19 protein-coding genes are annotated in these 21,505 nt (G+C 65.8%); 1 reads left to right on the top strand and 18 read right to left on the bottom strand.

What is annotated here, in order from left to right:
• Nucleotides 1-147: 147 nt before the first annotated feature.
• The 5 genes from rpsI to QJ043_RS05165 form a co-directional block, all read right to left on the bottom strand.
• Nucleotides 148-543, bottom strand: a complete 396-nt coding sequence (rpsI, locus tag QJ043_RS05185; protein WP_283713740.1) for a 30S ribosomal protein S9 — start codon at nt 541-543, stop codon at nt 148-150.
• A gap of 3 nt (nt 544-546) precedes the next feature.
• Nucleotides 547-984, bottom strand: a complete 438-nt coding sequence (rplM, locus tag QJ043_RS05180) for a 50S ribosomal protein L13 (RefSeq protein WP_283713741.1) — start codon at nt 982-984, stop codon at nt 547-549.
• 330 nt (nt 985-1,314) lie between these two features.
• Nucleotides 1,315-2,154 carry a patatin-like phospholipase family protein gene (locus tag QJ043_RS05175; protein WP_283713742.1) on the bottom strand — a complete coding sequence of 280 codons (840 nt, stop codon included), beginning with the start codon at nt 2,152-2,154 and terminating at the stop codon, nt 1,315-1,317.
• Between the two features lie 218 nt (nt 2,155-2,372).
• Nucleotides 2,373-3,338 carry a DUF368 domain-containing protein gene (locus tag QJ043_RS05170; RefSeq protein ID WP_283713743.1) on the bottom strand — a complete coding sequence of 322 codons (966 nt, stop codon included), beginning with the start codon at nt 3,336-3,338 and terminating at the stop codon, nt 2,373-2,375.
• 247 nt (nt 3,339-3,585) lie between these two features.
• A complete protein-coding gene (locus QJ043_RS05165) occupies nt 3,586-4,335 on the bottom strand; it encodes a class I SAM-dependent methyltransferase (RefSeq protein WP_283713744.1) in 750 nt (249 codons plus the stop codon).
• Between the two features lie 127 nt (nt 4,336-4,462).
• On the opposite strand from QJ043_RS05165, the gene QJ043_RS05160 reads away from it, so the two are divergent.
• Nucleotides 4,463-6,364 (top strand): elongator complex protein 3, encoded by a 1,902-nt coding sequence (locus tag QJ043_RS05160; protein WP_283713745.1) that lies wholly within the window; start codon nt 4,463-4,465, stop codon nt 6,362-6,364.
• Between the two features lie 225 nt (nt 6,365-6,589).
• Here the strand turns inward: QJ043_RS05160 and QJ043_RS05155 are convergent, their stop codons facing one another.
• The 13 genes from QJ043_RS05155 to QJ043_RS05095 all read right to left on the bottom strand — a co-directional run bounded on the left by QJ043_RS05155 (nt 6,590) and on the right by QJ043_RS05095 (nt 21,343).
• Nucleotides 6,590-7,450, bottom strand: coding sequence for a MetQ/NlpA family ABC transporter substrate-binding protein (locus QJ043_RS05155; protein ID WP_283713746.1), 861 nt, complete (start codon nt 7,448-7,450; stop codon nt 6,590-6,592).
• Between the two features lie 156 nt (nt 7,451-7,606).
• Complete coding sequence (locus QJ043_RS05150; protein ID WP_283713747.1) at nt 7,607-8,266, bottom strand: methionine ABC transporter permease; 660 nt, start codon at nt 8,264-8,266, stop codon at nt 7,607-7,609.
• A 25-nt stretch (nt 8,267-8,291) separates the two neighbouring features.
• Nucleotides 8,292-9,419, bottom strand: coding sequence for a methionine ABC transporter ATP-binding protein (locus tag QJ043_RS05145; RefSeq protein WP_283713748.1), 1,128 nt, complete (start codon nt 9,417-9,419; stop codon nt 8,292-8,294).
• Nucleotides 9,420-9,677: 258 nt separating this feature from the next.
• Nucleotides 9,678-10,688, bottom strand: coding sequence for a hypothetical protein (locus QJ043_RS05140; RefSeq protein ID WP_283713749.1), 1,011 nt, complete (start codon nt 10,686-10,688; stop codon nt 9,678-9,680).
• Between the two features lie 264 nt (nt 10,689-10,952).
• Nucleotides 10,953-11,324: a hypothetical protein gene (locus QJ043_RS05135; protein WP_283713750.1), complete on the bottom strand. Its 372-nt coding sequence runs from the start codon at nt 11,322-11,324 to the stop codon at nt 10,953-10,955.
• A 255-nt stretch (nt 11,325-11,579) separates the two neighbouring features.
• Nucleotides 11,580-12,347, bottom strand: coding sequence for an amino acid ABC transporter ATP-binding protein (locus QJ043_RS05130; RefSeq protein ID WP_283713751.1), 768 nt, complete (start codon nt 12,345-12,347; stop codon nt 11,580-11,582).
• Nucleotides 12,348-12,481: 134 nt separating this feature from the next.
• The gene (locus QJ043_RS05125) at nt 12,482-13,753 is read right to left on the bottom strand and encodes an amino acid ABC transporter permease (protein WP_283713752.1); all 1,272 of its coding nucleotides are present in this window, start codon (nt 13,751-13,753) and stop codon (nt 12,482-12,484) included.
• 111 nt (nt 13,754-13,864) lie between these two features.
• Nucleotides 13,865-14,764 carry a transporter substrate-binding domain-containing protein gene (locus tag QJ043_RS05120; protein WP_283713753.1) on the bottom strand — a complete coding sequence of 300 codons (900 nt, stop codon included), beginning with the start codon at nt 14,762-14,764 and terminating at the stop codon, nt 13,865-13,867.
• 672 nt (nt 14,765-15,436) lie between these two features.
• The gene (locus QJ043_RS05115) at nt 15,437-17,941 is read right to left on the bottom strand and encodes a DNA topoisomerase I (RefSeq protein WP_283713754.1); all 2,505 of its coding nucleotides are present in this window, start codon (nt 17,939-17,941) and stop codon (nt 15,437-15,439) included.
• A 469-nt stretch (nt 17,942-18,410) separates the two neighbouring features.
• The gene (tatC, locus tag QJ043_RS05110; protein ID WP_283713755.1) at nt 18,411-19,226 is read right to left on the bottom strand and encodes a twin-arginine translocase subunit TatC; all 816 of its coding nucleotides are present in this window, start codon (nt 19,224-19,226) and stop codon (nt 18,411-18,413) included.
• 11 nt (nt 19,227-19,237) lie between these two features.
• Nucleotides 19,238-19,894, bottom strand: a complete 657-nt coding sequence (locus QJ043_RS05105; protein WP_283713756.1) for a Sec-independent protein translocase subunit TatA/TatB — start codon at nt 19,892-19,894, stop codon at nt 19,238-19,240.
• Nucleotides 19,895-20,052: 158 nt separating this feature from the next.
• Nucleotides 20,053-20,367, bottom strand: a complete 315-nt coding sequence (locus QJ043_RS05100; RefSeq protein ID WP_283713757.1) for an STAS domain-containing protein — start codon at nt 20,365-20,367, stop codon at nt 20,053-20,055.
• A gap of 67 nt (nt 20,368-20,434) precedes the next feature.
• On the bottom strand, nt 20,435-21,343 hold the full coding sequence (locus QJ043_RS05095; protein WP_283713758.1) for a tetratricopeptide repeat protein: 909 nt from the start codon (nt 21,341-21,343) through the stop codon (nt 20,435-20,437).
• Between the last annotated feature and the right edge of the window lie 162 nt (nt 21,344-21,505).

Here is a 21,505-nt window from a genome sequence, read left to right as displayed (position 1 = left end):
CTGATGCGAGCGATCCATCCCCGGAAGCACAGCGCTCAGAACAGCAGGAAGAACGGGAGAAAGCCCGCATGAGGCACCGCGCCAAGCAAAAGGCCCGCCGGCTTCTCTGCCAACGGGCCTCCCACAAACCAGATATCGAATCCAGGCTTAACGCTTCGAGAACTGCGGGCGCTTGCGGGCCTTCTTCAGGCCGTACTTCTTGCGCTCGACGGCACGGGCGTCGCGGGTCAGGAACCCAGCCTTCTTCAGCTCGGGGCGATAGTCGCCGGCCTTGAGCAGCGCGCGCGCGACGCCCAGACGGACGGCGCCCGACTGGCCAGAGATGCCGCCACCGTCGCAGTTGGCGAGAACATCGAACTGACCCTGGGTGTCGGTCACACGGAACGGCGCGAGAGCAGCGTCGACCAGCTGCTGACGGCCAAAGTACTCAAGCGCGGGCTTGCCATTCACCAGGAACTTGCCGGTGCCGGGCATGATGCGCACGCGGGCGACGGCCTCCTTACGACGGCCAGTGCCCCAATAAACAACGGTCTTCTCAGCCATCGGTTAGCCCTCCAGCTCAATCTTGACGGGGTTCTGAGCAGCATGCGGGTGCTCCGGGCCAGCGTAGACCTTGAGCTTGGTGAACTGCTTGCGGCCAAGGCGGGTCTTGGGGAGCATGCCCTTCACGGCGTGCTCGATGACACGCTCCGGGTGACGGGCCATGGCCTCCTCGAAGGACTCGAACTTGAGGCCGCCGAGGTACCCCGAGTAACGCCAGTAGGACTTCTGGGCGGCCTTGTTACCGGTAAGCTGGACCTTATCGGCGTTGATGACCACCACGAAGTCACCGGTGTCGGTGTGCGGGGTGAACTGCGGCTTGTTCTTGCCGCGCAGGATCATCGCGATCTGCGTGGCAAGACGGCCGAGGACCATGCCGTCGGCGTCGATGAGCACCCAATTGCGGGCGACCTCGCCGGGCTTGGCGTACTGGGTCGACTTCATTCTTGAAACTCCTCCACGTGCTCGTGCATCGCATTCTTTTAAAGAGGTTACGGGGCTCAGCAAAAGAAGCCCTAGAAGTGTACACCAGGGAGCGGGGACCGCCGACGGGTTTCTCGGCCGCTCCGCAGGCGTCAGGGCCTCGTCACAATCAGGCGGGGTGACCCTTTCCGTTCTTCCTGCTGTTCCGCGCTCTTGGCCGGCCGGAGGCCGAGCGTCGCAACAGCAGGAAGAACGGAGCGAGGTCGGACACTTCGCAATAGCAGGAAGAACGGGTCACGTTCGGGCGCGTCGAAACAGCAGGAAGAACGAACCCGAGTCGAACTGGCGCGACTACAGGCGGTCGAGCAACGACGCCCCCATGCGGCGCCCGTCCACGTACAACTCCAACAGACCGTGGCCATCCGACCCCAGCACGGACATCTCCACCGGCTTGGTCGGAGCGACAACCTCCGCGACGCCTTCCGTTTGGAGCCGACCGATCGTCTCGCGCTGGGCATTGTACCGTTCGGCCCGTGTGTCGAGTGCTTGCAGGTAATACGGATAGTCAGCATAGAGCCGCTTGGCCATCGGCATGAGCGAGTAGCCGTGCCTCTTCTGGTAGCCCCAGTGGCGCGTGAGCACCACCACCAGGCGTTCCGCGCCGTCGGCGAGGGCCCGCTCGACCGGGACGGAATCCGACGTGCCGCCGTCAAGCAGGCGGTTCCCCTGATACTCGACCGTCTCAGAGAGGCAGGGCAGGGACGAGGAGGCCACGATCGCGTCCATGTGCTCCGGCAGGCTTTCCACGTCCAAGTACACGGGGGTTCCGAACGTAAGGTCGGTAGCAACCACCGTGAAGGGTGTCTCGTTGCGATTGAAAGTGGCGTAATCGTAGGGGTCGTAGGACTTGTTGACCTTCTCGTAGAGGAACTCCCGGCTGCTCACATTGCCCGTGGTGGCGTAAGACCACGGCCCCATGAAGTTGGGGTCGTCGCGGTAGGCCAACACGTCACGGCAGAACCGCCCGGGTTGCCCGGCCAAAAAGTTGGCACCATTGATGGCTCCCGCCGACACCCCGTAGACATGGGAGAAATCGGTCTTGCCGTGCTCCGCCAGGACATCGAGGACGCCGGCGGTGAACATGCCGCGCATCCCGCCGCCTTCGAGCACCAGGGCCGTCTTCGTTGCCATGAGATCCTCCTTGAGGTTGAACGCGCTGCAGAGCGTGGGGCGCCGCGTCGCTAAGGGGAGCGACCGGAGAGACGCCCGGAGCGTTTTTCATGCCGTTTCGAGAGCATGGTACCTGACCAGCGATTTCGCGAAACAGCATGAAGAACGGCCGCGGCTCGGCGGCGTGGACCGACCCGGCGAAATGCCACGACCCGTGCCGTGGCCCCCGCGCCGCCGGCCTAGGCCTCTAGCTTGCGCCTGAGCACCTCGAGCCCCAGAATCGCGAGGCCGCCGATAAGGAACGCAACGACGTTGAACGTGGCCAGCGTCATCATCGGCAGCGGCTCATCGAGCGTGGTGGGGCCGCAGACGATCGCGTAGACAGAGCCGACCATGAGGCCGATGAGCACGTGAACCGTCTCGTTGCGGTGCCGCTCGAGCGCCCGCTTCACGAGCTTCACCACCGTCAAGAGGCCGCAAACGCACCCGAGCGCGAACAGGGCCAACGCCGGCACCGTCGAGAAGTCGCCGCCCAGGCAGGCGCGGATCCCGGACATGACCGGCAGGTACAGGCCGAAGATCAACAGGAACGTGGAGCCGGAGATGCCCGGCAGAATCATCGCGGAAATGGCCACCATGGCCGCGAAGAACACGTACAGGCCCGAGCCGAGCGAAAGGCTCGACAGGTCGAGGGCCGGCTGCTCGGCGATCGTCGTGCCACCGGTCGTGTTCGCGAGCGTGATCGCGACGACCGCGCCCGCGCCCAGAAGCACCCAGAGCACGCTGGAGATGCCCCAGCGGAGGTTGGCGCGCTCCTGGCGCACGATGAGCGGAATCGAGAAGACGATGAACCCGAGGAAGACCGAGCTCACCACGTAGATGTGGCTTTCGAAAAGTCGCGTCAGGACGAGCACGGCCGCCACGAAACCGCAGCCCCAGCCGCAGAACAGCTTGACGAGGAAAGCGACCGCGGCCTTGCGCTCCGCGCTCGTGCCCGAGACGAGACGGTCGAGTGACGCAAGCAGGCTGTCATAGATGCCGAGGATGAAGGCCACGGTCCCGCCGGAGACGCCGGGCACGCTGTCGGCAAGTGCCATGAGGAAGCCTCCGAAAGGCACCTGGGGGCCCCTTTTGATGGCGATGGCCTGAGTCACGGGCGTCGGCTTGGCGTGGCGGGGCTGGTGGTCGTTCTGAAGTTGGCTCATGGAGAGGAGTCCCCTTCATCGAGAGTTCAGCAAAAACTTTTTGAGCATACCAGCGGGATTCTCGGAACAGCAGGAAGAACGAGAGACCCGGGGAGGAAAGCCGGAGCGGTCCACGACATCGGCGTTGTTCCTCCACAGGGCGCCCACGACCAGCAGGCGCGCCCCGTTCTTCCTGTCATTGTGAACACGGACGCTCTGACCGTTCTTCCTGCTGTTCCGAACACGGGCGCTCGAGCCGTTCTTCCTGTCATTGTGAGAACTCGTCAGACGGGGCGCTAAGCACCACGTAACGATTCGCCCGGTCGGCGTCGAAGGCGTCGAGAAGATCGAGCCCCGTCACCGTGGCCAGCCGGGCGCACTCGTCGTTCGAAAAGCCGTGGCAATACCTGACGACGTCCTCGCGACCCTGCCACGGGAGCAGCCAGTCGCCGGGGTCCAATTCGACGTTCGGGTGCGTCGCGAGGAACCGGGCGGTCGTCTCGCGCGCCTGCCGCAGCTGACGCTCGCTCTTCTGGAGCTGCCAGAGACTCAGAGCCAGGAGACCGCCGGGCGCGACACACCGAGCCAGGTCGCGAACCAGAGCCTCCCGAGCCGGCGTCCCCGGAATATGGTGCAGCACGCCGAAGCAGACCACGAGGTCGAACCGCCCGCGTTCCTCACGTGCCGGACGCCAGTGGGTCAGATCCGTCTCTCGAAACGCGCTCCCCAGCGGCGGGTCGCCGGAGAGGAGTCGGCAGGAGTCCAGGCCCAGCGCCCGCCACGGCTCGTCGACGGCTCCTCGGAGGAAGCGTTCGAACCGGAAGTTGCCGCAGCCGACATCAAGCACGAGTGGAAGACGACCACGCAGTTGGGCTCTCTCAAAACAGCAGGAAAAACGGGGCACGAGCGTACGCCAGCCTTCCCAGGGTCTTTTCCGAGTGGCCCCGAAGGACGCGGCACAGCTGTCGTAAAAGTGCTCCGTCTCGTCGCGCAAGAGCCGCGCGGTCGCGTCGTCCACCAGCAACTCCCCTCCCGTTCTTCCTGCTGTTCCGAGAAACACCATGTAGAACGCCATGTTCTCAAAACGACAGGAAGAACGGGAGGGGCGGCGATATGCTGGTTCACCGGTCGAGCCGAGGAGTGACATGCCAGCAGAACCCGACATCCTGCGCGAGGCGCTCACCCGCGCCCTGGCCGCTCTTGTCACGGAGCTCCGCACGAGGGCCGAAGGCCCCATGGACGACCAGTGGATCGTGCGGTTCTGCCGAGAGCAGAACCGCGGCGTCTCGGACGTGAGCGCCCATGTGAAGAAACGCGCGCTGCTCCCCGCCTACTGGGATCTCAAACGCAGCCGCCCCGATCTCTGGCGAAGCTGGAACGTGGACGACGAGCTGGAGGCGCGGCTCGTCTCCGTTCTTCAGGCCAAACCGAGAAGGACCGCCTCCGGGGTGGCGACGGTCACGGTGATCGCAAAGCCGTGGCCCTGTTCGGGCTCCTGCCGTTTCTGTCCGAGCGACCTGCGCATGCCCAAAAGCTACCTCGCCGACGAGCCCGCCTGCCAGCGCGCCGAGCAGTGCCTCTTCGATCCGTACCTGCAAGTCAGCAGCCGAATCCGCGTCCTGGCACAGCTTGGGCACCCCGTGGACAAGGTCGAGCTCATCGTCCTTGGCGGCACGTGGACGGACTACCCGGAGGCGTACCGCCGATGGTTCGCCGCCGAGTTGTTCCGCGCGCTCAACGACGGGCTCGGCGATGCGGCCACGCTCGGTCGGAGGAATCGGCGGCGGCAGTACGAGCAGGCAGGGTTCACGCTTTGGCAGGAAGAACGGGAATGGACGGCTCCGAGCGACCCGCAGCTGCGCACGGAGCTCCAAGCCCGCGTGAACGCGGGCGAGCTCACGTACAACGAGGCGTTTCCCCAGCTCTACGGGCCCGCGACGCCATGGGCCGAGGTGTCACGCTGGCAGCGCTGCTCTTCGAACGCGCTACGAGCGGTGCAGACCATGAACGAGACAGCGCCGTGCCGCTGCGTGGGACTCTCCTTTGAGACGCGACCGGACTGCGTCGACCCCGAGACCCTCTGGTCCCTTCGCGAGCTTGGGTGCACGAAAGTACAGATCGGCGTGCAGTCGACCGACGTTTCCCGGCTCGACGGACTTAGTCGCGGAATAGCAGGAGAAACGATTGATGATGCGTTCGCGCTGCTGCGGCTATTCGGCTTCAAGATCCAAGCCCACCAGATGGCCAACCTGCCCGGCGCGACGCCGGCAACGGACCTCGACGACTACCGTCGGCTCGTCTCAGACCCACGGTTTGAACCGGACGAGGTCAAGCTCTACCCCTGCTCGCTCATCGAGGGGACCGGCCTGGTCGAGAACTATCGAGAGGGGCGTTGGCGCCCCTACGAGACGGAGGAGCTTGTGGGGCTCCTCGTCAACGAGCTGGCAGCGACCCCGCGGTTCGTGCGCGTGAGCCGCATGGTACGGGACTTCTCGGCGAAGGACATTGTGGCGGGGAACCGCCAGGCGAACCTGCGACAGGACGTCGAGCGGCGCCTGCGCGACCGGGACCTCCCGGTGCAGGAGATCCGGTTCCGAGAAGTGGCGTTGGCGCCGGAGGGTCCCAGTGATCTGCGCCTGCGAACTCTGCGCTACTTCACCACCGTGTCCGAGGAGCGGTTCCTCGAATGGGTGGCCGAGGATGGGACCCTGCACGGCTTCCTGCGCCTCTCACTCCCCGTTCTTCCTGCTGTTGCGACGGAGCCCGTTCTTCCTGCCGTTGCGAGACCCTCCTCGACACCGGCCCGAGCCGATGCGGCGATGATCCGAGAGGTGCATGTGTACGGACGCGCAGCGCGGCTGGACCAGGAGGGGCAGTGGTCCCAGCACCGTGGCCTCGGCCGCGAGCTGGTGGAGGAGGCGTGCCGTCAGGCACGGGCAGCCGGACGGGTCTCCGTTGCCGTGATCAGCGCGGTCGGGACGCGCGGCTACTATCGAGCGCTCGGCTTCGAGGACGACGGCCTCTACCAGCGGCGATTCCTGGATTGAGACGCCTTCCGTTCTTCCTGCTGTTGCGAGAGCCGCTGCTGCGTCGCATTGGCAAGAAGAACGGTGCGCCACCACAAGCTCCGCTGCAGCAGAGCGGAGGGTTCGCCACAACGCGAAACGACAGGAAGAACGGAAGCGGGCGCCCTTGAGGAGCGCCCGCTTCACGAAACAGCAGGAAGAACACCAACTCGCAACAGCAGGAAGAACGAAACCGCAGGCCAGATGCTAGAACAGCGGCACCACGGCACCGTCGTAGGTGTCCTCGATGTACTGCTTGCACGTGTCGCTCGTCAGCGCCTTCACCAGGGCCTTGGTCTTCTCGGAGTCCTCGTTGCCCTCCTTCACGGCGATGACGTTGCCGTAGGCCTTGGCCGCCTCGCCCTCGTCGCTCTCCACGGCAAGCGCGTCGCTCACGTTCAGCCCCGCGCCCAGCGCGTAGTTGCCGTTGATCGCCGCAAGGTCCACGTCCTGCAGCACGCGCGGCAGCTGGGCGGCCTCGACCTCCTCGATCTGCAGGTTCTTGGGGTTGTCCTCGATGTCCACTACCGTCGCGTTGAGACCGGCGCCGTCCTTGAGCGTGATCAGCCCCTCCTGCTCCAGCAGCAGGAGCGCGCGCGCCTCGTTGGTGGTGTCGTTGGGCACGGCGACGGTGGCACCGTCGGCAAGGTCGTCCAAGGAGCTGGTCTTGCCGGCGTAGAGGCCGAACGGCTCGAAGTGAATCGCGCCCGCGCTGGCCAGGTGCGTGCCGTTCTCCTCGTTGAAGTCGTTCAGGTACGTGATGTGCTGGAAGTAGTTGGCGTCCAGCTCGCCGTCCTCGAGCGCCGTGTTCGGCAGCACGTAGTCGTTGTACTCGACCACCTTGAGGGTGTAGCCGTCCTTGGCCAGCTCGTCCTTGACGGCGTTGAGGATCTCGGCGTGCGGGGTCGGGCTCGCGCCGACCGTGATGGTGGTGTCGCCGGAGGAGGCGGAGGCGCCAGTCGTGGCATCGGCGGTCGAATCGGAGCTGCCGCAGCCGACGAGCGGGGCGGCAAGGGCGGTCAGAGCAAGGGCGAGGGCGCCGCGGCGCTCGATGTACAGGTTCTTCATGTCTCTCTCCTTCAGGTCTTCTGGGCTCCGGCGCCTCTCCCCCGAGGAGCGCACAAACCGCAAGGTCGGAGCCACAATGCACGAAACAGCAGGTAGAACGGAGCCGGCGCAGCGGCTCCTCTCGCAATAGCAGGAAGAACGGGCGGGACAGGACGGCTAGCGGGTCCGCTTGTCAATTTTTGAAACCAACTTGAGGCCGCCCTCTTGGAAGATCTGCACGATGATCACGAGCAGGGCCACCGTGACGAGCATCATGTCGGACTGGTAGCGGTAGTAGCCGTAGTTGATGGCGATGGCGCCCAGGCCGCCGCCCCCGACGAACCCGGCCATGGCCGAGTAGCCGAGGATCGTGGCCAGCGAGATGCAGGCTCCCACGAGCAACGACGGGCCGGCCTCCGGAATGAGGACCTTGGTCACGATCTGCCACGGCGACGAGCCCATGGCCCGCGCCGCCTCGATCACGCCGCTGTCCACTTCCTTGAGCGAGCTCTCCACCATGCGCGCCACGTAGGGAGCGGCAGCCACCACGAGCGGCACGATGGTCGCCGTGGAACCGATGGTGGTGCCCACCACGAGGCGCGTGAAGGGCAGGATCGCGACGAGCAGGATGAGGAACGGCACGGAGCGCAGGATGTTGACCACCACGCCCACGATGAGGTTCACCACGCGGCTCTCGGCGATGCCGCCGCGCCCGGTGATATAGAGGACGACCCCGAGGGGCACGCCGATCACATAGGCGATGGCCGTCGAGACCAACGTCATGTACAGCGTTTCCCAGGTCCCCTGGACCAGGAGGTCGATCATCTGCTGGCTCACGCCGCCCTACCCCTTCTCCGTCGCATCACGATCCGTCGTTGGTGCCATCGCCGCCGGGCATTCGCGCGTCCCCGTTGGCGTCGCCGGCACGGCTGGACATTCGTGCGTCGCCGTTGGCGTCACCGGCGCGGACAGAAGCCGGCGAGAGGGACGGCCCCTCCTCGAAATGGATGTCATGCTCGTGCAGGTAGGTGCGGATCTTATCGCAGGCCGTTTCGTCCTCGGGCATCTGCAACAGCATCTGGCCGAAGGCGTGGCCCCCGATGTCCTGCGTGTTCGCGCCCATGATCGAGACCTGCACGCCACAGGTGAGGGACAGGTCGCTCACCACCGGCAGCGACGACTGCTCGCCGTTGAACGCGATGCGAATCATGCGCGGGGGCAGCTCGCCGCCGAGGCGCCCCTCGATATGGTCGAGGGCGGGCTCGATGAGGCGCTTGGCCGTCTCGCTCCGCGGGTGCAGGAAGACCTCGCGGACGGCGCCTTGTTCTTGGACCGAGCCGTCGGCCATCACGGCCACGCGGTCGCAGACCTGCTCGACGACCTTCATCTCGTGGGTGATCACGACGATGGTGACGTTGAGCCTTTGATTCAGCGACTTGAGCAGGTCGAGCACCGAACGAGTGGCCTCGGGGTCGAGGGCGCTCGTGGCCTCGTCGCAAAGGATGATGTCCGGGTCGCTGGCCAGGGCGCGCGCGATGGCGACGCGCTGCTTCTGGCCGCCGGACAGCTGGGCCGGGTAGGCTTTGGCCTTCTCCGCGAGGCCCACGGTCTCCAACAGCTGCAGGGCCTTCTGGTCGCCCTCGGCTCGGGGGACGCCATCGATGTCCATGGGGTAGCGGACGTTGGCGAGCACCGAGCGTTGCTCCAACAGATTGAACTGCTGAAAGATCATTCCAATCTTCTTGCGGGCGGCACGGAGCTGCTTGGGGCGCAGGTCCATAAGGTTCTGGCCGTTGACCACCACTTCGCCGGACGTGGGACGCTCGAGCAGGTTGATGCAGCGCACGAGCGTGGACTTGCCGGCGCCCGAGAAACCGATGATGCCGAAGACCTCCCCGTCGTTGACGGTGAGCGAGACGTCGCGCACGGCATGGAGGGTGCCGCCGTCGGCGGCCTTGAACTCCTTGTTGAGGTGCTTGAGCTCGATCACGGCGGTTCCTTGGGTGCGGGGTTCTCTGTGGGGCCACTATGAGTGAGACGGAAGCGAAAGTCCACCCAGGGCGCGGGGTTCTGCGGGCGGTTGTAACAAACCGGAGGGCGCGGCCGTTCTTCCTGCTATTGCGACAATGGCGGCCGCACGCTGCGGATTCGCGCAACAGCAGGAAGAACGGATGCGGTTCGACGGCACGTCCGGAACGGCAGGAAGAACGAGCCAGTCCGCAACGACAGGAAGAACGGGCAGGCCCGTCTACTGGGCGTCCACCGCGCCCTGCCAGTCCAAGGCCATCATGTTCCACGAGCCGAACAGCTTGCCGTAGAGGTACTTGTTGCTCGCGGCCTCGTTGGTGAACCACACCCGGCCGTCCTTCTCGACGAGCCCCTCGCTCATGGGCGGCGCGGTCACGGCCCCCATCAGGCTCCGGCTGTCAAGGTACGTCAGCGGCACCGCCTCACCGTTCACCTCGTACGTGCCATCGTCCACGAGCTTGTCCACCGCAAAGCCCGGCAGCTCCGACGGCGACAGCCCCCAGGACTGGGACAGCACCATCACGCCGTCCACCACGCACACACCCTGCACGAGCCCGGGAATCGAGTACACACGAACCGGCTGTTCGCCGTAGTTGCCGTCGCTCGACGGCTCACGCTCGAAGCGGTACATCACGGCGTTGTTCTCGGTGCCGTCTGGGCAGGTGAGGTGCATCTCGTCAGGCGTGTCGTACGGCCCCGCTTTGTAGAAAACGCCGGCGTAGAGGTCCCCGTCGATAATCGTGAGGAAGGCCGGGTCGATGCCAAGGTTGCGCAGGCTCGTCGTTTTGACGGTCGCACCGTCCTCGGCGGACAGCACGTCGTCGAGCGGAGCGACCAGGTAGCCGTTCTCCTCGGTGAGGTAGAGGAACTCGTCGTCGCAGGTCACGCCGCCGCCATGGCCGTCATAGACAGAGCCGTCGGGACGTTCGATAAGGATCTTACTGGTCCGCATGCCATCGACACGATAGAGCGGCGAGGCCGACCCGTCCGTCTCGTAACCGCTGAACAGCCAGCTGCCGTCGGGCGCCTGGACCTCGTCTTGGACGATGAAGCCGTCGTTGGTGCCGGGGATTCCCAGCTCGGCGGTCGCGTGGTCGTAGAAGTTCGCGAACGTGACGCGGCCGACGATGGCGAGCGCCGCCCACGCCACGAGGAGGGCGCCGACAAGGGCTCCCACGACGACGAGGACAACGCGGCCGGGCGCGAGCCGCTTCTTGGGGTGCTGGGACATGGGCCCTCTCTTTGGGTCGGGAGAACGGCCCGGAGCCGTTCGCGAGGTGGCAGCAACAGGCGGGCCTCGCAGAGCGGGCGCCGCGCCGGTTCATTCTGCCTGCTGTTTCGAGCAGAGGGCCAGCTAGCAGCAAATGCTCACAACAGCAGGAAGAACGGGCCGGGCGGGTCGACCCCGTTCTTCCTGCTGTTGTGAGAACCCGCCGCGCCCCTATGAAAAAGGCCCCGGCTGTGCCGAGGCCCCAAGGTTCGGTTTCCGAGCGGCCTAGCGGCCCTCTTCTTCCTTCATCTCTTTGTGGTGGCGGTTGTGCTCGAGCTTGCGCTCCGCCGCACGCTCGGCCTTGGCCTCGCGCCGCTCTTCCTTCTTCTCGTGGCGATCCTCGCGACGCTGGGAGCGGCCCTCTTCCATGACCTCTTCCTCGGCGTGCACGTAGTCGATCTCTTCCTGATCCACGTGGGCGTTGTTCTTGGCGTCCTTCTCGTTCTCGAGAATCTCCTCCTGAACCTCGACGTCGTTCTCGTTGATGTCCGGGTTGCCCGCGACGAGGTCCTGAAGCTCCTCGCGCTTGTGGTTGGCCATGTGCTCGATGTGCTCGGCCTCGACCTTGGTGTGATCCTGCTCATGGGTGTACGGCATCGTGATGCTCCTCGTTGTGCTGGAAAAGCGTGCAGCCGACATATACCCAACCACGCAGATGTTTCCCGGTCACCGAGTGGACTCCGCTCAATTCTCGTTTTGGCAGGAAGAACGGAGGAGCAGCCATCGGGTTAAGCGCCGTTCTTCCTGCTGTTTCGCACACCGGATCCCCCCGCCCGTTTTTCCTGCTGTTCCGCGCACCAAGCCTTCGCGCTGGAAATGTGCGGAACGACAGGAAGAACGGAGGGGCAGGCGCTAGCCGTCCAAGTACCGCGACAGGAACTCCCGCGTGCGGGGCAGTTGCGGGTTCGTGAACATCTGCTTCGGGTCGCCCTGCTCGGCGATCACGCCCCGGTCCATGAACACCACCCGGTCGCTCACGTTCTTGGCGAACGCCATCTCGTGCGTGACCACCACCATCGTCATGCCGTCGGCAGCCAGCTGGCGCATAACCTCGAGCACCTCGCCCACGATCTCGGGGTCGAGGGCGCTCGTGGGCTCGTCGAAGAGCATGATCTCCGGGTTCATGCAGAGCGCCCGCGCGATCGCCACCCGCTGCTTTTGGCCACCGGACAGGCGCCGCACGTCCGCATGCGCGAAGTCCGCGAGGCCCACCTGCTCCAAACGCCTCATCGCCGTCGCTTCTGCCTGTTCTTTCGAGCACAGCTTGAGCGTGAGCGGCGCGAGCGTGCAGTTGTCCAGAACGTCCTTGTTGTTGAAGAGATTGAACGACTGAAACACCATGCCGATCTGCTCGCGCAGCCGGTTGACATCGGTGCTCGGGTCCATGAGGTCCTCGCCATGGAACCACACATGACCAGCGTCAGGGCTTTCCAGCAGGTTGAGGCATCGCAGGAGCGTCGACTTGCCCGAGCCGGACGCGCCGATGATCGTCACGACCTCTCCGTGGGCGACAGAAAGGTCGATGCTCTTGAGCACCTCGTGGTCGCCGAAGCTCTTGCGGAGGCCTTGGACCGAGATGAGCGGGGCCTGTGTGGAAACGGGATAAAGCGGAGAGGTCATGGGCAGCTCCTCGGGTTCTCAGATCAGCAGGAAAAACGGATGGTGCGCGCGCCACCGTTCTTCCTGCCGTTTCGCGCAGCCGCACCCGAAGCTCGGCGCCGTCGCAACAGCAGGAAGAACGGGTCGGGAGCGCCCTAGGCGGTCGTGCTTCCCACGGGGCCCGGGTCGCCCAGGTTGAAGGCCCGCGCCACCCTCGTCAGCAGCCACGAGAACGCCATCGTCAGCACGAGGTAGATGAGCGCCGCCGTCACGTAGTTCTCCAACTGGCTGAAGTAGATGCCCACCACGCTCGTCGTCGCGAACATGAGGTCGAACACGCCAAACACCGACAACACGCTTGAGTCCTTGATGTTGACGATCAGCTCGTTGGACAGTGCGGGAATCGAGTTCTTGATGCCCTGCGGGAACACCACCCGCCGCATGGCCTGCCACTGCGAGAGCCCGAGCGACCGCGCGGCCTCCAGCTGTCCGGGGTCCACGGCCTCGATGCCGCCGCGCAGCACCTCCATCATGTAGGCGGTGGAGTTGAGGGAGATGGTCACGAGGCCGGCCCAGAACGGGGTCCAGATGCCGTTGACCTCGCTCGTCGTAAGCCCGGCACCGCGCAAGATCGCCAGCCCGAGCATCCAGATGATCAGTCCCTGCACCATCATCGGCGTGCCGCGAACCACGGTGGAGTACACCTTCGCAAAGGCGACCCCGAGCCACTTGAAGAACCGGGCGCCGTCGTTGTCGGAGCGGTCCGGCGTTTGGATGCGCAGGAAAACAAGGAGGAGCGCCAGGAAGAACGCGATGATCGTGCCGAAGAACGCCAGCTCAACGGTCGTGAGCACGCCGGTCAGGAACAGCTGACGGCCGTTCCAGAGCATATAGATCATCGCATCGAGAAAGCCCTCGGGCTTGGTGGAAGCCTGCGTGGCCGCGGCGACCGTCTCGCAGAGGTTCGCCACCGGCGCCGCGCAAAAGAGCACAAGAGCGGCAGCCCAGACCACATAGCTGCCGATTCGCAGCGCGGTACGTCCTGTTTGCGTACAGAATGGGCTCTTTGCTCGGTACTGCCTGCCCCAGGCCAGCTTCATCGCGAGCGCCACGAGCGAGACAAGCCACCAGACCGCGAACACGCAATAGCAGGAAGAACAGAAGGCCGGGCCGGGGACGTTCCAGCTCATGAGGGCCACGCACGCCGCGAGCGCGCTCGTGCCGAGCAGCACGTAGGGGTGGTCGTCTCGGAACAGCCGGAAGAACGAGCCGCGACGCTTCGGAGCGCCCGCCGGCACGCTCGGGGCATCGAGCGGGTCAGGCGTCTCAGCCGACCCTTCCAGCCCTGCCTGGCCGGTCAGCGGCTCCGAGTACGGATGGAGGTTCTCCTCCTCTTCGATGACCGCGTGCTCTTTGGGGTCCTGCATAGGCGCTCCTCAGGTGTGACTTCGACGGAAGCGGGCTCGAACAAAACAAAAGGGAAGCAGCCCCAACCCCGCGCGCGGGATGGGGCCGCCTCGAGAACGATGACCGTTGCGCTAGGCCGGCTGGCGCTCGCAGGCCCCGTCCCAGTACTCCTGACGGTCCGCGTCGGAAATGCCCGAGAGGACCTCGTTGATCGAGGCGAGCATCTCGTCCTGGCCCTTGGCGATGCCCACGCTCGCAGGATTGGTGGTCTCGAAGCCGCCGTCCTCGGAGAGCGGCAACGAGACGAGCTCGCTGTTGGTGCTCATGAAGCCGGCCTCGTTCATCTTGCCGTAGGTGCAGGCGTCGCACGCGCCGGCGGCGAGCTGGGAGAGGACGCCCGGCATCGTGTCCACCGGGGTGGCGTGGACAACGCCCTCGATCTCGTCGATGCACTCGTCGTAGAGGGTGCCCTTCTGGCCCATCACGGAGGCGCCGGAGAGCTCCTGGATGTTCGTGCACTCGGCATACGGGCTGCCCTCGAGCACAAAGATGCCGATGGTGTCCTCGATGTAGGGGTTCGAGAAGTCGATGGACTCGCGGCGCTCCTCGGTGTCGCTCATGCCGGCGATGATCACGTCGATCTGACCGGACTGGAGGGCGCCGATAAGGCCGTCCCAGCTGAGCTTGACGGCAACGGGGCTCATGCCGAGGCCTTCGGCGACGGCCTTCGCGATCTGGACGTCGTAGCCGTCGGCGTAGGCGCCCGAGACGTTCTCGATGGGGATCGTGTACTCGGTCTCCTGGGTGGCCTGCCAGTTGTAAGGGGCGTACGCGGCCTCCATGCCCACGCGAAGGGTGGAGGAGTCGGTGGCCTGCTCGGCGTCGGCGCTGGCGGGGCCGCTGGCCGACCCGCACCCTGCGAGCGCACCGGCGAGGACGGTGAGGCCGCCCACCTGGAAGAACTGGCGGCGCTTGAGCAGCCCCTCGAACGAGGTCGACTGCGGCACCTGCGGGGTGTTCTGGTCGTTCATGGCTGCTCCTTCGCAAGCTCTCGGGGCGCACGCGCCCGTTTCAAGACCTTTTGAGCCTAGGCCCGAGTGCGAGGAGGGCCCCGGTCTGTGTATCAAAACGTGACTGCATAGCAACAGTATGCAGAGGGTGGTTTATGCAAACTGACGGAAGAGCGGGCGGACTACGGCGTTATCGCTGGTAGATTGCGCGCCGACCAGGGATGATGCTCGCAAAACGCAGGGACGGACAGCTTCGATATACGCCGCGATATCCACCTGATGGGGAGTTTGTGCGCATAATCGCAGGTGATGATCGAACGGGCACGGCTTCTGCCGCCGACTCTTTGAATACTCTGAAATCCGAGCCGCCCGCCCGTTCTTCCTGTCGTTGCGAGGCGCGCCGTTCTTCCTGCTGTTGCGAGGCGCTCCGTTCTTCCTGCTGTTGCGAGGCGCTCCGTTCTTCCTGCTGTTGCGAGAACCCTGGCGCGTCGCATTGACAGGAAGAACGACCCCGCACGCCGTGCGCGGATTAGCAGGAAGAACGGGCGCGGCTCCCGATGCGCGAAACAACAGGAAGAACGATCCCACAGGCCGGCACGTCGGAACAGCAGGAAGAACGAGGAGGGCGGGGCGGGACCCGTTGGCCCCGCCCCGCCCCACAATGCCCACTTCCGTACGCGCGCCCGCTCCGCGCTACTTGCTCGCCCTCCGGCCACGCCCGCGCGGCGCCGCCTTCTTCTCGGCCTTTCCGGGGCACTCCATGTTCACGCAGATGCGCCACGGCCCCCGCTCGGTCTCAATCTCCACCACGGGCGCCCCGCAATGCTCGCAGGTCTCCCCCGTCGCGCTCAGCTTGCCGCGCGCCGGAAGCGGATAGCTCGTGCCGCACTCGTCATAATTGGTGCACCGGATGAACCGCTTGCCCGTCCTCTCGGACTTGTGGGCCACCAGGTCGCCGTGCCGCCCGGCCTCCGCGCATGCCGCGCACGTGCCCACGACCACGTCCTCCTCGACGTTCGTCGGGCACTGCGGGTTCACGCACTGCTCGTAGGCCTTGCTCCGGAACGGCTTCACGCGCAGACGCGGCGCGCCGCACTCGGGGCACGGCTCGTCGAGCGGCTCGATCTTGTCCCCGTTCCTCCCCGGCACCGGGTACGTGACGTCGCAGTCTGGCCACCCCATGCACCCGATGAACCGCGAGCGTGTGCGCGGCGAGTCCTTCACCACCAGATCCTTGCCGCACTTGGGGCACGTGCCCACCCGGGCATCGGCGGTCACGGCGTCCGAGATCGCGTTGCCCAGGTCGTCCTTGTGCTCGATCAGCGAGTCCATCATGCCGGCGAGCAGCGCGCGGCTCTGGTCCACCACCTGAGACTCGGTCAGGCCGCCCTCGGCCACGTGCGTCATCGACTCCTCGAGCTCGCTCGTCATCTCGGGCGTCGTCACCGTGGGGGCGTACTCGTGCAGCGCCTCGATCACGGCCATGCCCAGCTGGCTCGGCTCGACGGGGTTGTTCTTCAAATACTTGACGTCGAAGAGGCGGTCGATGATCGACGCGCGCGTGGACTTGGTTCCGAGGCCGCGCTTCTCCATCTCTTGAATCAGCTTGCCCTGGCTGTAGCGCGCGGGCGGCTCGGTCTGCTTGGCGTCGAGCGAGAGCGAGTCGACGGCCACCACGTCGCCCGTGGCCAGCTCCGGCAGCTGCTCGTCCTTCTTCATGCCGTAGGGATAGGCCAGACGATAGCCCGGGTACGCCAGCACGTCGCCGGCGGCCGAGAAGGGCTCGCCGTTGATGTCGAGCGACACCTTGGTGCCCTCGATCACGGCCGCGTCCATCAACGTCGCAAGGAAGCGGCGCGCGATGAGATTGTAGAGCTTCCAAGCCGCAGGGTCCAGCTTGTCCGGGTCGCCGACACCGGTGGGATAGATCGGCGGATGGTCGGTGGACTCCTGCTTGCCGCGCGTCGCGTGAATCTGACCGCCCGCCAGGATCTTGTCGCAGGCAGGGCCGTAAGCCGGCACGCCCTTGAGCATCTTGACCTGCGCCTTGAGGTCGAGGGAGCTCGGGTACACGGTGTTGTCGACGCGCGGGTAGCTGATGAGGCCATCCATATAGAGGGACTCGGCGATGCGCATGGTGCGCCCGGGTGCCAGGCCTTCGGCCGCGGCCGCTGCCTGCAGCGACGTCGTGTTGAAGGGCGCCGGCGGCTGAGCCTTGCGGGACTTCTTGGCGACGTCGGTCACCGTTGCCTGCTTGGCGTCCTGGACACGGGCCCAAGCGGCGTCGGCCTCGTCCTTCTTCCAAAAGCGACCCTTGGTGTGACCGACCTTGAACGGCTCGCCGCCCTTGGAACAGGCGCCGGTGATGACCCAGTAGTCCTCGGGGACAAAGGCCTGGCGCTCCTTCTCGCGCGCGACTACGAGGGCAAGCGTGGGCGTCTGCACGCGTCCGGCGCTCCGCACGTTGCCGAGGCCGCCGAACTTGGCCATCGTCAGGTACCGCGTGAGCGCGGCGCCCCAGATGAGGTCGATGTACTGGCGGCTCTCGCCGGCGTCGGCAAGGTCCTGGTCCAGCTCGACGAGGTGGTCGAACGCGTGCTCGATCTCTTGCTTGGTGTACGCAGAGTAGCGGGCGCGGAGGGCAGGCGCGGTCTGGTTCACGTCGCGCACCATCGCGAGGGCGTCGGAGCCGATGAGCTCGCCCTCGCGGTCGAAGTCCGTTGCGATGATGACCTCGTCGGCCTTTTTGGCGAGGTTCTTGAGGGCGCGGATGATGCCCTTCTCGGCCGGCTTCTTCTCGACGGGCGCCCACACGAGGTACGGGAGGCTCGGCACCTTCCAGCCTTTGATGTCGACGCCGTCGGCCGTGAAGGGCTTCTTGGGCTTGCCGGCCTTGGTCACCTGGTTGGCGCCCGAGAAGGGAGGTCGGTCGAGATTCTCGGGCACGCTGGCGGGAAGCACCTCGCCGTCCTCCGTGACCGAGAACCAGCCCTGGTCCGGAGCGTACTGGAGCGCCGTCGGGAAGTCCGGCGCCAGGATGTGGCCGCGAAGGCCGATGCAGACCCAGTCCTCGCCGCCGCGACGGAACCGGTAGATGGGCGTGTCGTAGACCTTGTCGTTCTTGGGCTTACCCGACTCGCTGAGCAGCCGGGCGATTTGCTTGGCCGCGTCGTTCTTCTCTGCGATGACGAGGATCACTGGTGGGCTCCCCTCTGGAGCGGGCCTCGGGACCCGCGTGGATGACCTGGATGGCTCGTGGGTTTGTATCACCGGAGGACGATCTCAAACCTCGAAGCCTGCTCGTGGGGACTCACTATACGGGGATTTCCCAAACGGGCAAGGGGCGAGCCGGCAAACGTTCAGGGGATTTGCAGCGCCTGCGGGCGCCCTCTCGTTCTTCCTGTCGTTTCGCGCATCCGGGGTCACGAACCCTTTTTCCTGTCGTTTCGCGCATCCGGAGCCGCGCCCGTTCTTCCTGTCGTTTCGCGCAGGGGCTCAGAGTCGAGGAGCTCCAACAGCAGGAAGAACGACCATCTCAAAACGGCAGGAAGAACGCTCCCCTCGCAACAGCAGGAAGAACGAAAACGAGAGGGGCACCGTCGCCGGCGCCCCTCTCAAAACAGCAGGAAGAACGAAACCGCAGGTAGATTGGGCAGGTCGAGCAGGATTAGCGCGACTTCGCGATGGCCTTCTCGGCCTTCTCCTCAGCCGCGCGCTCGTAGTCCTCACGATCCCACTGCAGGGCCGCCGCGCCGTCCCGCCGCACGATCACCACGCGGGCCACCGTCAGCGACGCCTCGTACAGCAACACGAGCGCCGCGAACATGAAGAACATCGTCACCGGCGACGCGTCGGGCGTCACAACGGCCGAGAAAACGAGCAGCCCCACATAGATGAAGCGCCAGTTGGTGCGGAACGTCTTGTACGTGACGATGTGCAGGATCGACAGGTAGAAGATGATGAGGGGCACCTGGAACGCCACGCCGAAGCCGATCTCCAACAGCATGAATATGTTGAGGTAGTCCTCGGCGTCGGCCACCTGCACGGCAAAGTCGCGGGTCTGCTCGGCCATCCAGCCGAACGCGGCCGGCTGAATCACGAAGTAGCAGAACACCATCCCGAGGAAGAACAGCGCCACCATGGCGCCAACGGTCGGCACGACCCACTTCTGCTCGTTGGGCTTCAAGGCCGGCAGGATGAAGGCCATGATCTCCCAAATGATGATCGGCGAGCACACGATCATCGCGATGAAGCACGCCACCTTGAAGCGGATCGTGAAGCCGCCGAGCGAGCTCAGCACCGTCAGCTGGCCGCCGTTGGGCAGAAACTGACGGATCGGGTCCATCATGATCTGAATCAGCGTCGGTGTCGCCATATAGATGACGATGGCGGCGACGAGAAGGGCGACCACCACGATGGTCAGGCGCCGGCGGAGTTCGCCGAGGTGGTCCATCAAGGGCATTCTCTGAGGTCCGATAGGCATGGTCGTAGGCCTTAGGCGCGAGCGCTCTGGCCGTCCTCCTCTCCAGCGTTGGCAGGGGCGTCCGCATCCGAGGCGCCGGCGTCGATGTCCGCGTCGTCGTCCGAGACGGGCGCGGCCGGCGTCGCGGCGGCCTTCTTGGGCGCGAGGCCGTACAGGGACGCGACGCTGCGGCGATCCTCCTCCGGCTCCGGCTCGGGCTCGTCCGGCGCCTCCACCGTCGCTGCAGCGGCCGTCGCAGCGGCTGCGGCCTCGGCGGCCTCGCCGCCCGTCTCGGGGGCGCCGCTCGCGAGCGCATCGGCCGCGGCCTCGTCGGCGTTCGCTGCAGCGGCGTCGGCCGCGGCCTGCTTGGCGGCCTTCTCCGCAGCCAGCCGGGCCTTGCGCTCGGCGAAGGTCTCGGTGCGGGTCTGCTGGACGGTCTCGATGTCGAGGTCCGCGTCCTCCTCCACGCCGGCCTTGGCCTTGGCGGCACGCGACCCTTCGTTGGCCGCCTCCTTCATCGGGTCGAGGACCTCGTTCTGCACCACCTTGGTGACGCTGTCCTGCGCGGTGCGGAACTGGCGCAGGCCCTTGCCGAGGGTCCTGCCCATGGCGGGCAGCTTGTCCGGGCCAAAGAGCAGAAACGCGAAGACCAGGATGAGCAGCAGCTCGGTGTCTCCGATGCCGAACACGCGGGCACCTCCTGTCGGGATACAAGGCGAATAGACAGGAGAAGGCCGCCTCGCGGGCGGTCTTCTCCCCATGGGTCGTCTGAACTTATGCAGTGTATGGCCTCTGGCCTCCGCCGTGCAAGGAAGCGTTCAGCCCACGGGCAAAGAATCCCCAGCTATCACGCCTCGTTCACATGGAACTCGGAACCAACGCCCAAAAGCGTCAGCACGCGCAGCACGTTGGGCTGCGGATGGCTCACCGTGAACTCGCTGCCCATCTCGGTGGCGCGGTGCGCGGCCGCCACGAGGACGCCGATACCGGTCGAGTCGATGTACGGCACGGCCTCCAGGTCCACGTCGATCACGGGCGCCTTGTCCTCGAGAACGGCGTCCAGCGCGTTCGTGAGCTCGGTCGCGTTCGAGACGTCGACCTCGCCCTCGATGACGACGCGCGCGCCGTTGTTCACGGCCTGGGTATCGATAGCAAGGCTCATAGATGTGCTCCCTCTTGGCTCTCAGGCGGGCCTCCAAGACCCGCCGGGTCTCTCTTCTCCCCCGCGATCACTTGGTGGTGCCGGCGGTGCCGTCCAGCTTGCTTGCGAGCCCGGCCGCGCCGCCCGAGGACTCCTGGGCGTTGGCGCGCAGGTTCTTGAGCTGCGACTCGGAGTAGGACCTCACGCTCTGGTCCGCCTCGCTCGAGCCCGCCTCGTCGATCGCCTTCTGGTACGCGGCCTCGGCCTGCGAGGTGTCCCCGTTCTTCTCGTACATCATACCGAGGTTGGCCCACACGGTCGCGGAATTCGTCTCGTTGGCGAGGTCTGCTAACAACTCCGTAGCCTTGTCCTTCTCGCCCTCGTAGTAGTAGCAATAGGCGCGATTGATGGCCGCGCCCCTCGCGTCGTCCGAGTCCAGGTTCCCGGCAGCGTCGAGGTAGTCCGTGTACGTGGTCTCCGCGTTCTTCAGCAGCTCAGAGGCCTTGGCCGTCTCGTCGTCGCCGCTCGCGTAGCTCGTCGCGTAGATGCCCCACTCGTAGTAGGCGTTGGCGAGGCGGAGCATCGCGGCCTGGTCGTCGGGGTGCTTCTCAAGGTCCGCTCGGCGCTCCTCCACCTGCGGGCCGTAGGTGCTCGCCGCCTCATCGTAGCTGGCGGGAGCGGTGGAACCCGAGCCGCCCGTGGCGAAGATCTGCGAGAAGGACGGCAGCAGGATCGAGACCACCATGATCACCGAGACCACGATGACGGCGATCTCCTTGCCGGTGCGCTTGCGGCGCTGCTTCTTGGGCAGGGGCGGCAGCTCGTGGGCGGCCTCTTCGTTGGCCTCCTCTTTGGTCTCGGCTTCCACCCGGGCGTCCTGCTCGGCCTCTTCGGCCTGCTTGGAGGCCTCTTCGGCCTGGTCGCGGGCCGCCTTGCGCGCGGCGCGCTCCTCGGGCGTGAGCGGGGTGGGTTTCTGGTGCTTCTTGGACTTGGCCATCGGACGGGTTCCTCCGAGAAGAAACGGACGGACGCCCCGGCGGGCGCCCGGAAACGATCGCGGACGATCGATATCGACGATCACGAACGGTGCGTATTCTACACGGAGCCTTTTGACGGACGCGGCCACGTATACTGACGCGCAGCAGTCTCGAGACCCGCT

The organism is Kribbibacterium absianum, assembly GCF_030067705.1.
GTDB lineage: Bacteria > Actinomycetota > Coriobacteriia > Coriobacteriales > Atopobiaceae > Kribbibacterium > Kribbibacterium absianum.
The sequence above is the reverse complement of the archived record's forward strand: the minus strand, read 5'-3'. Positions and strand labels throughout refer to the sequence as shown.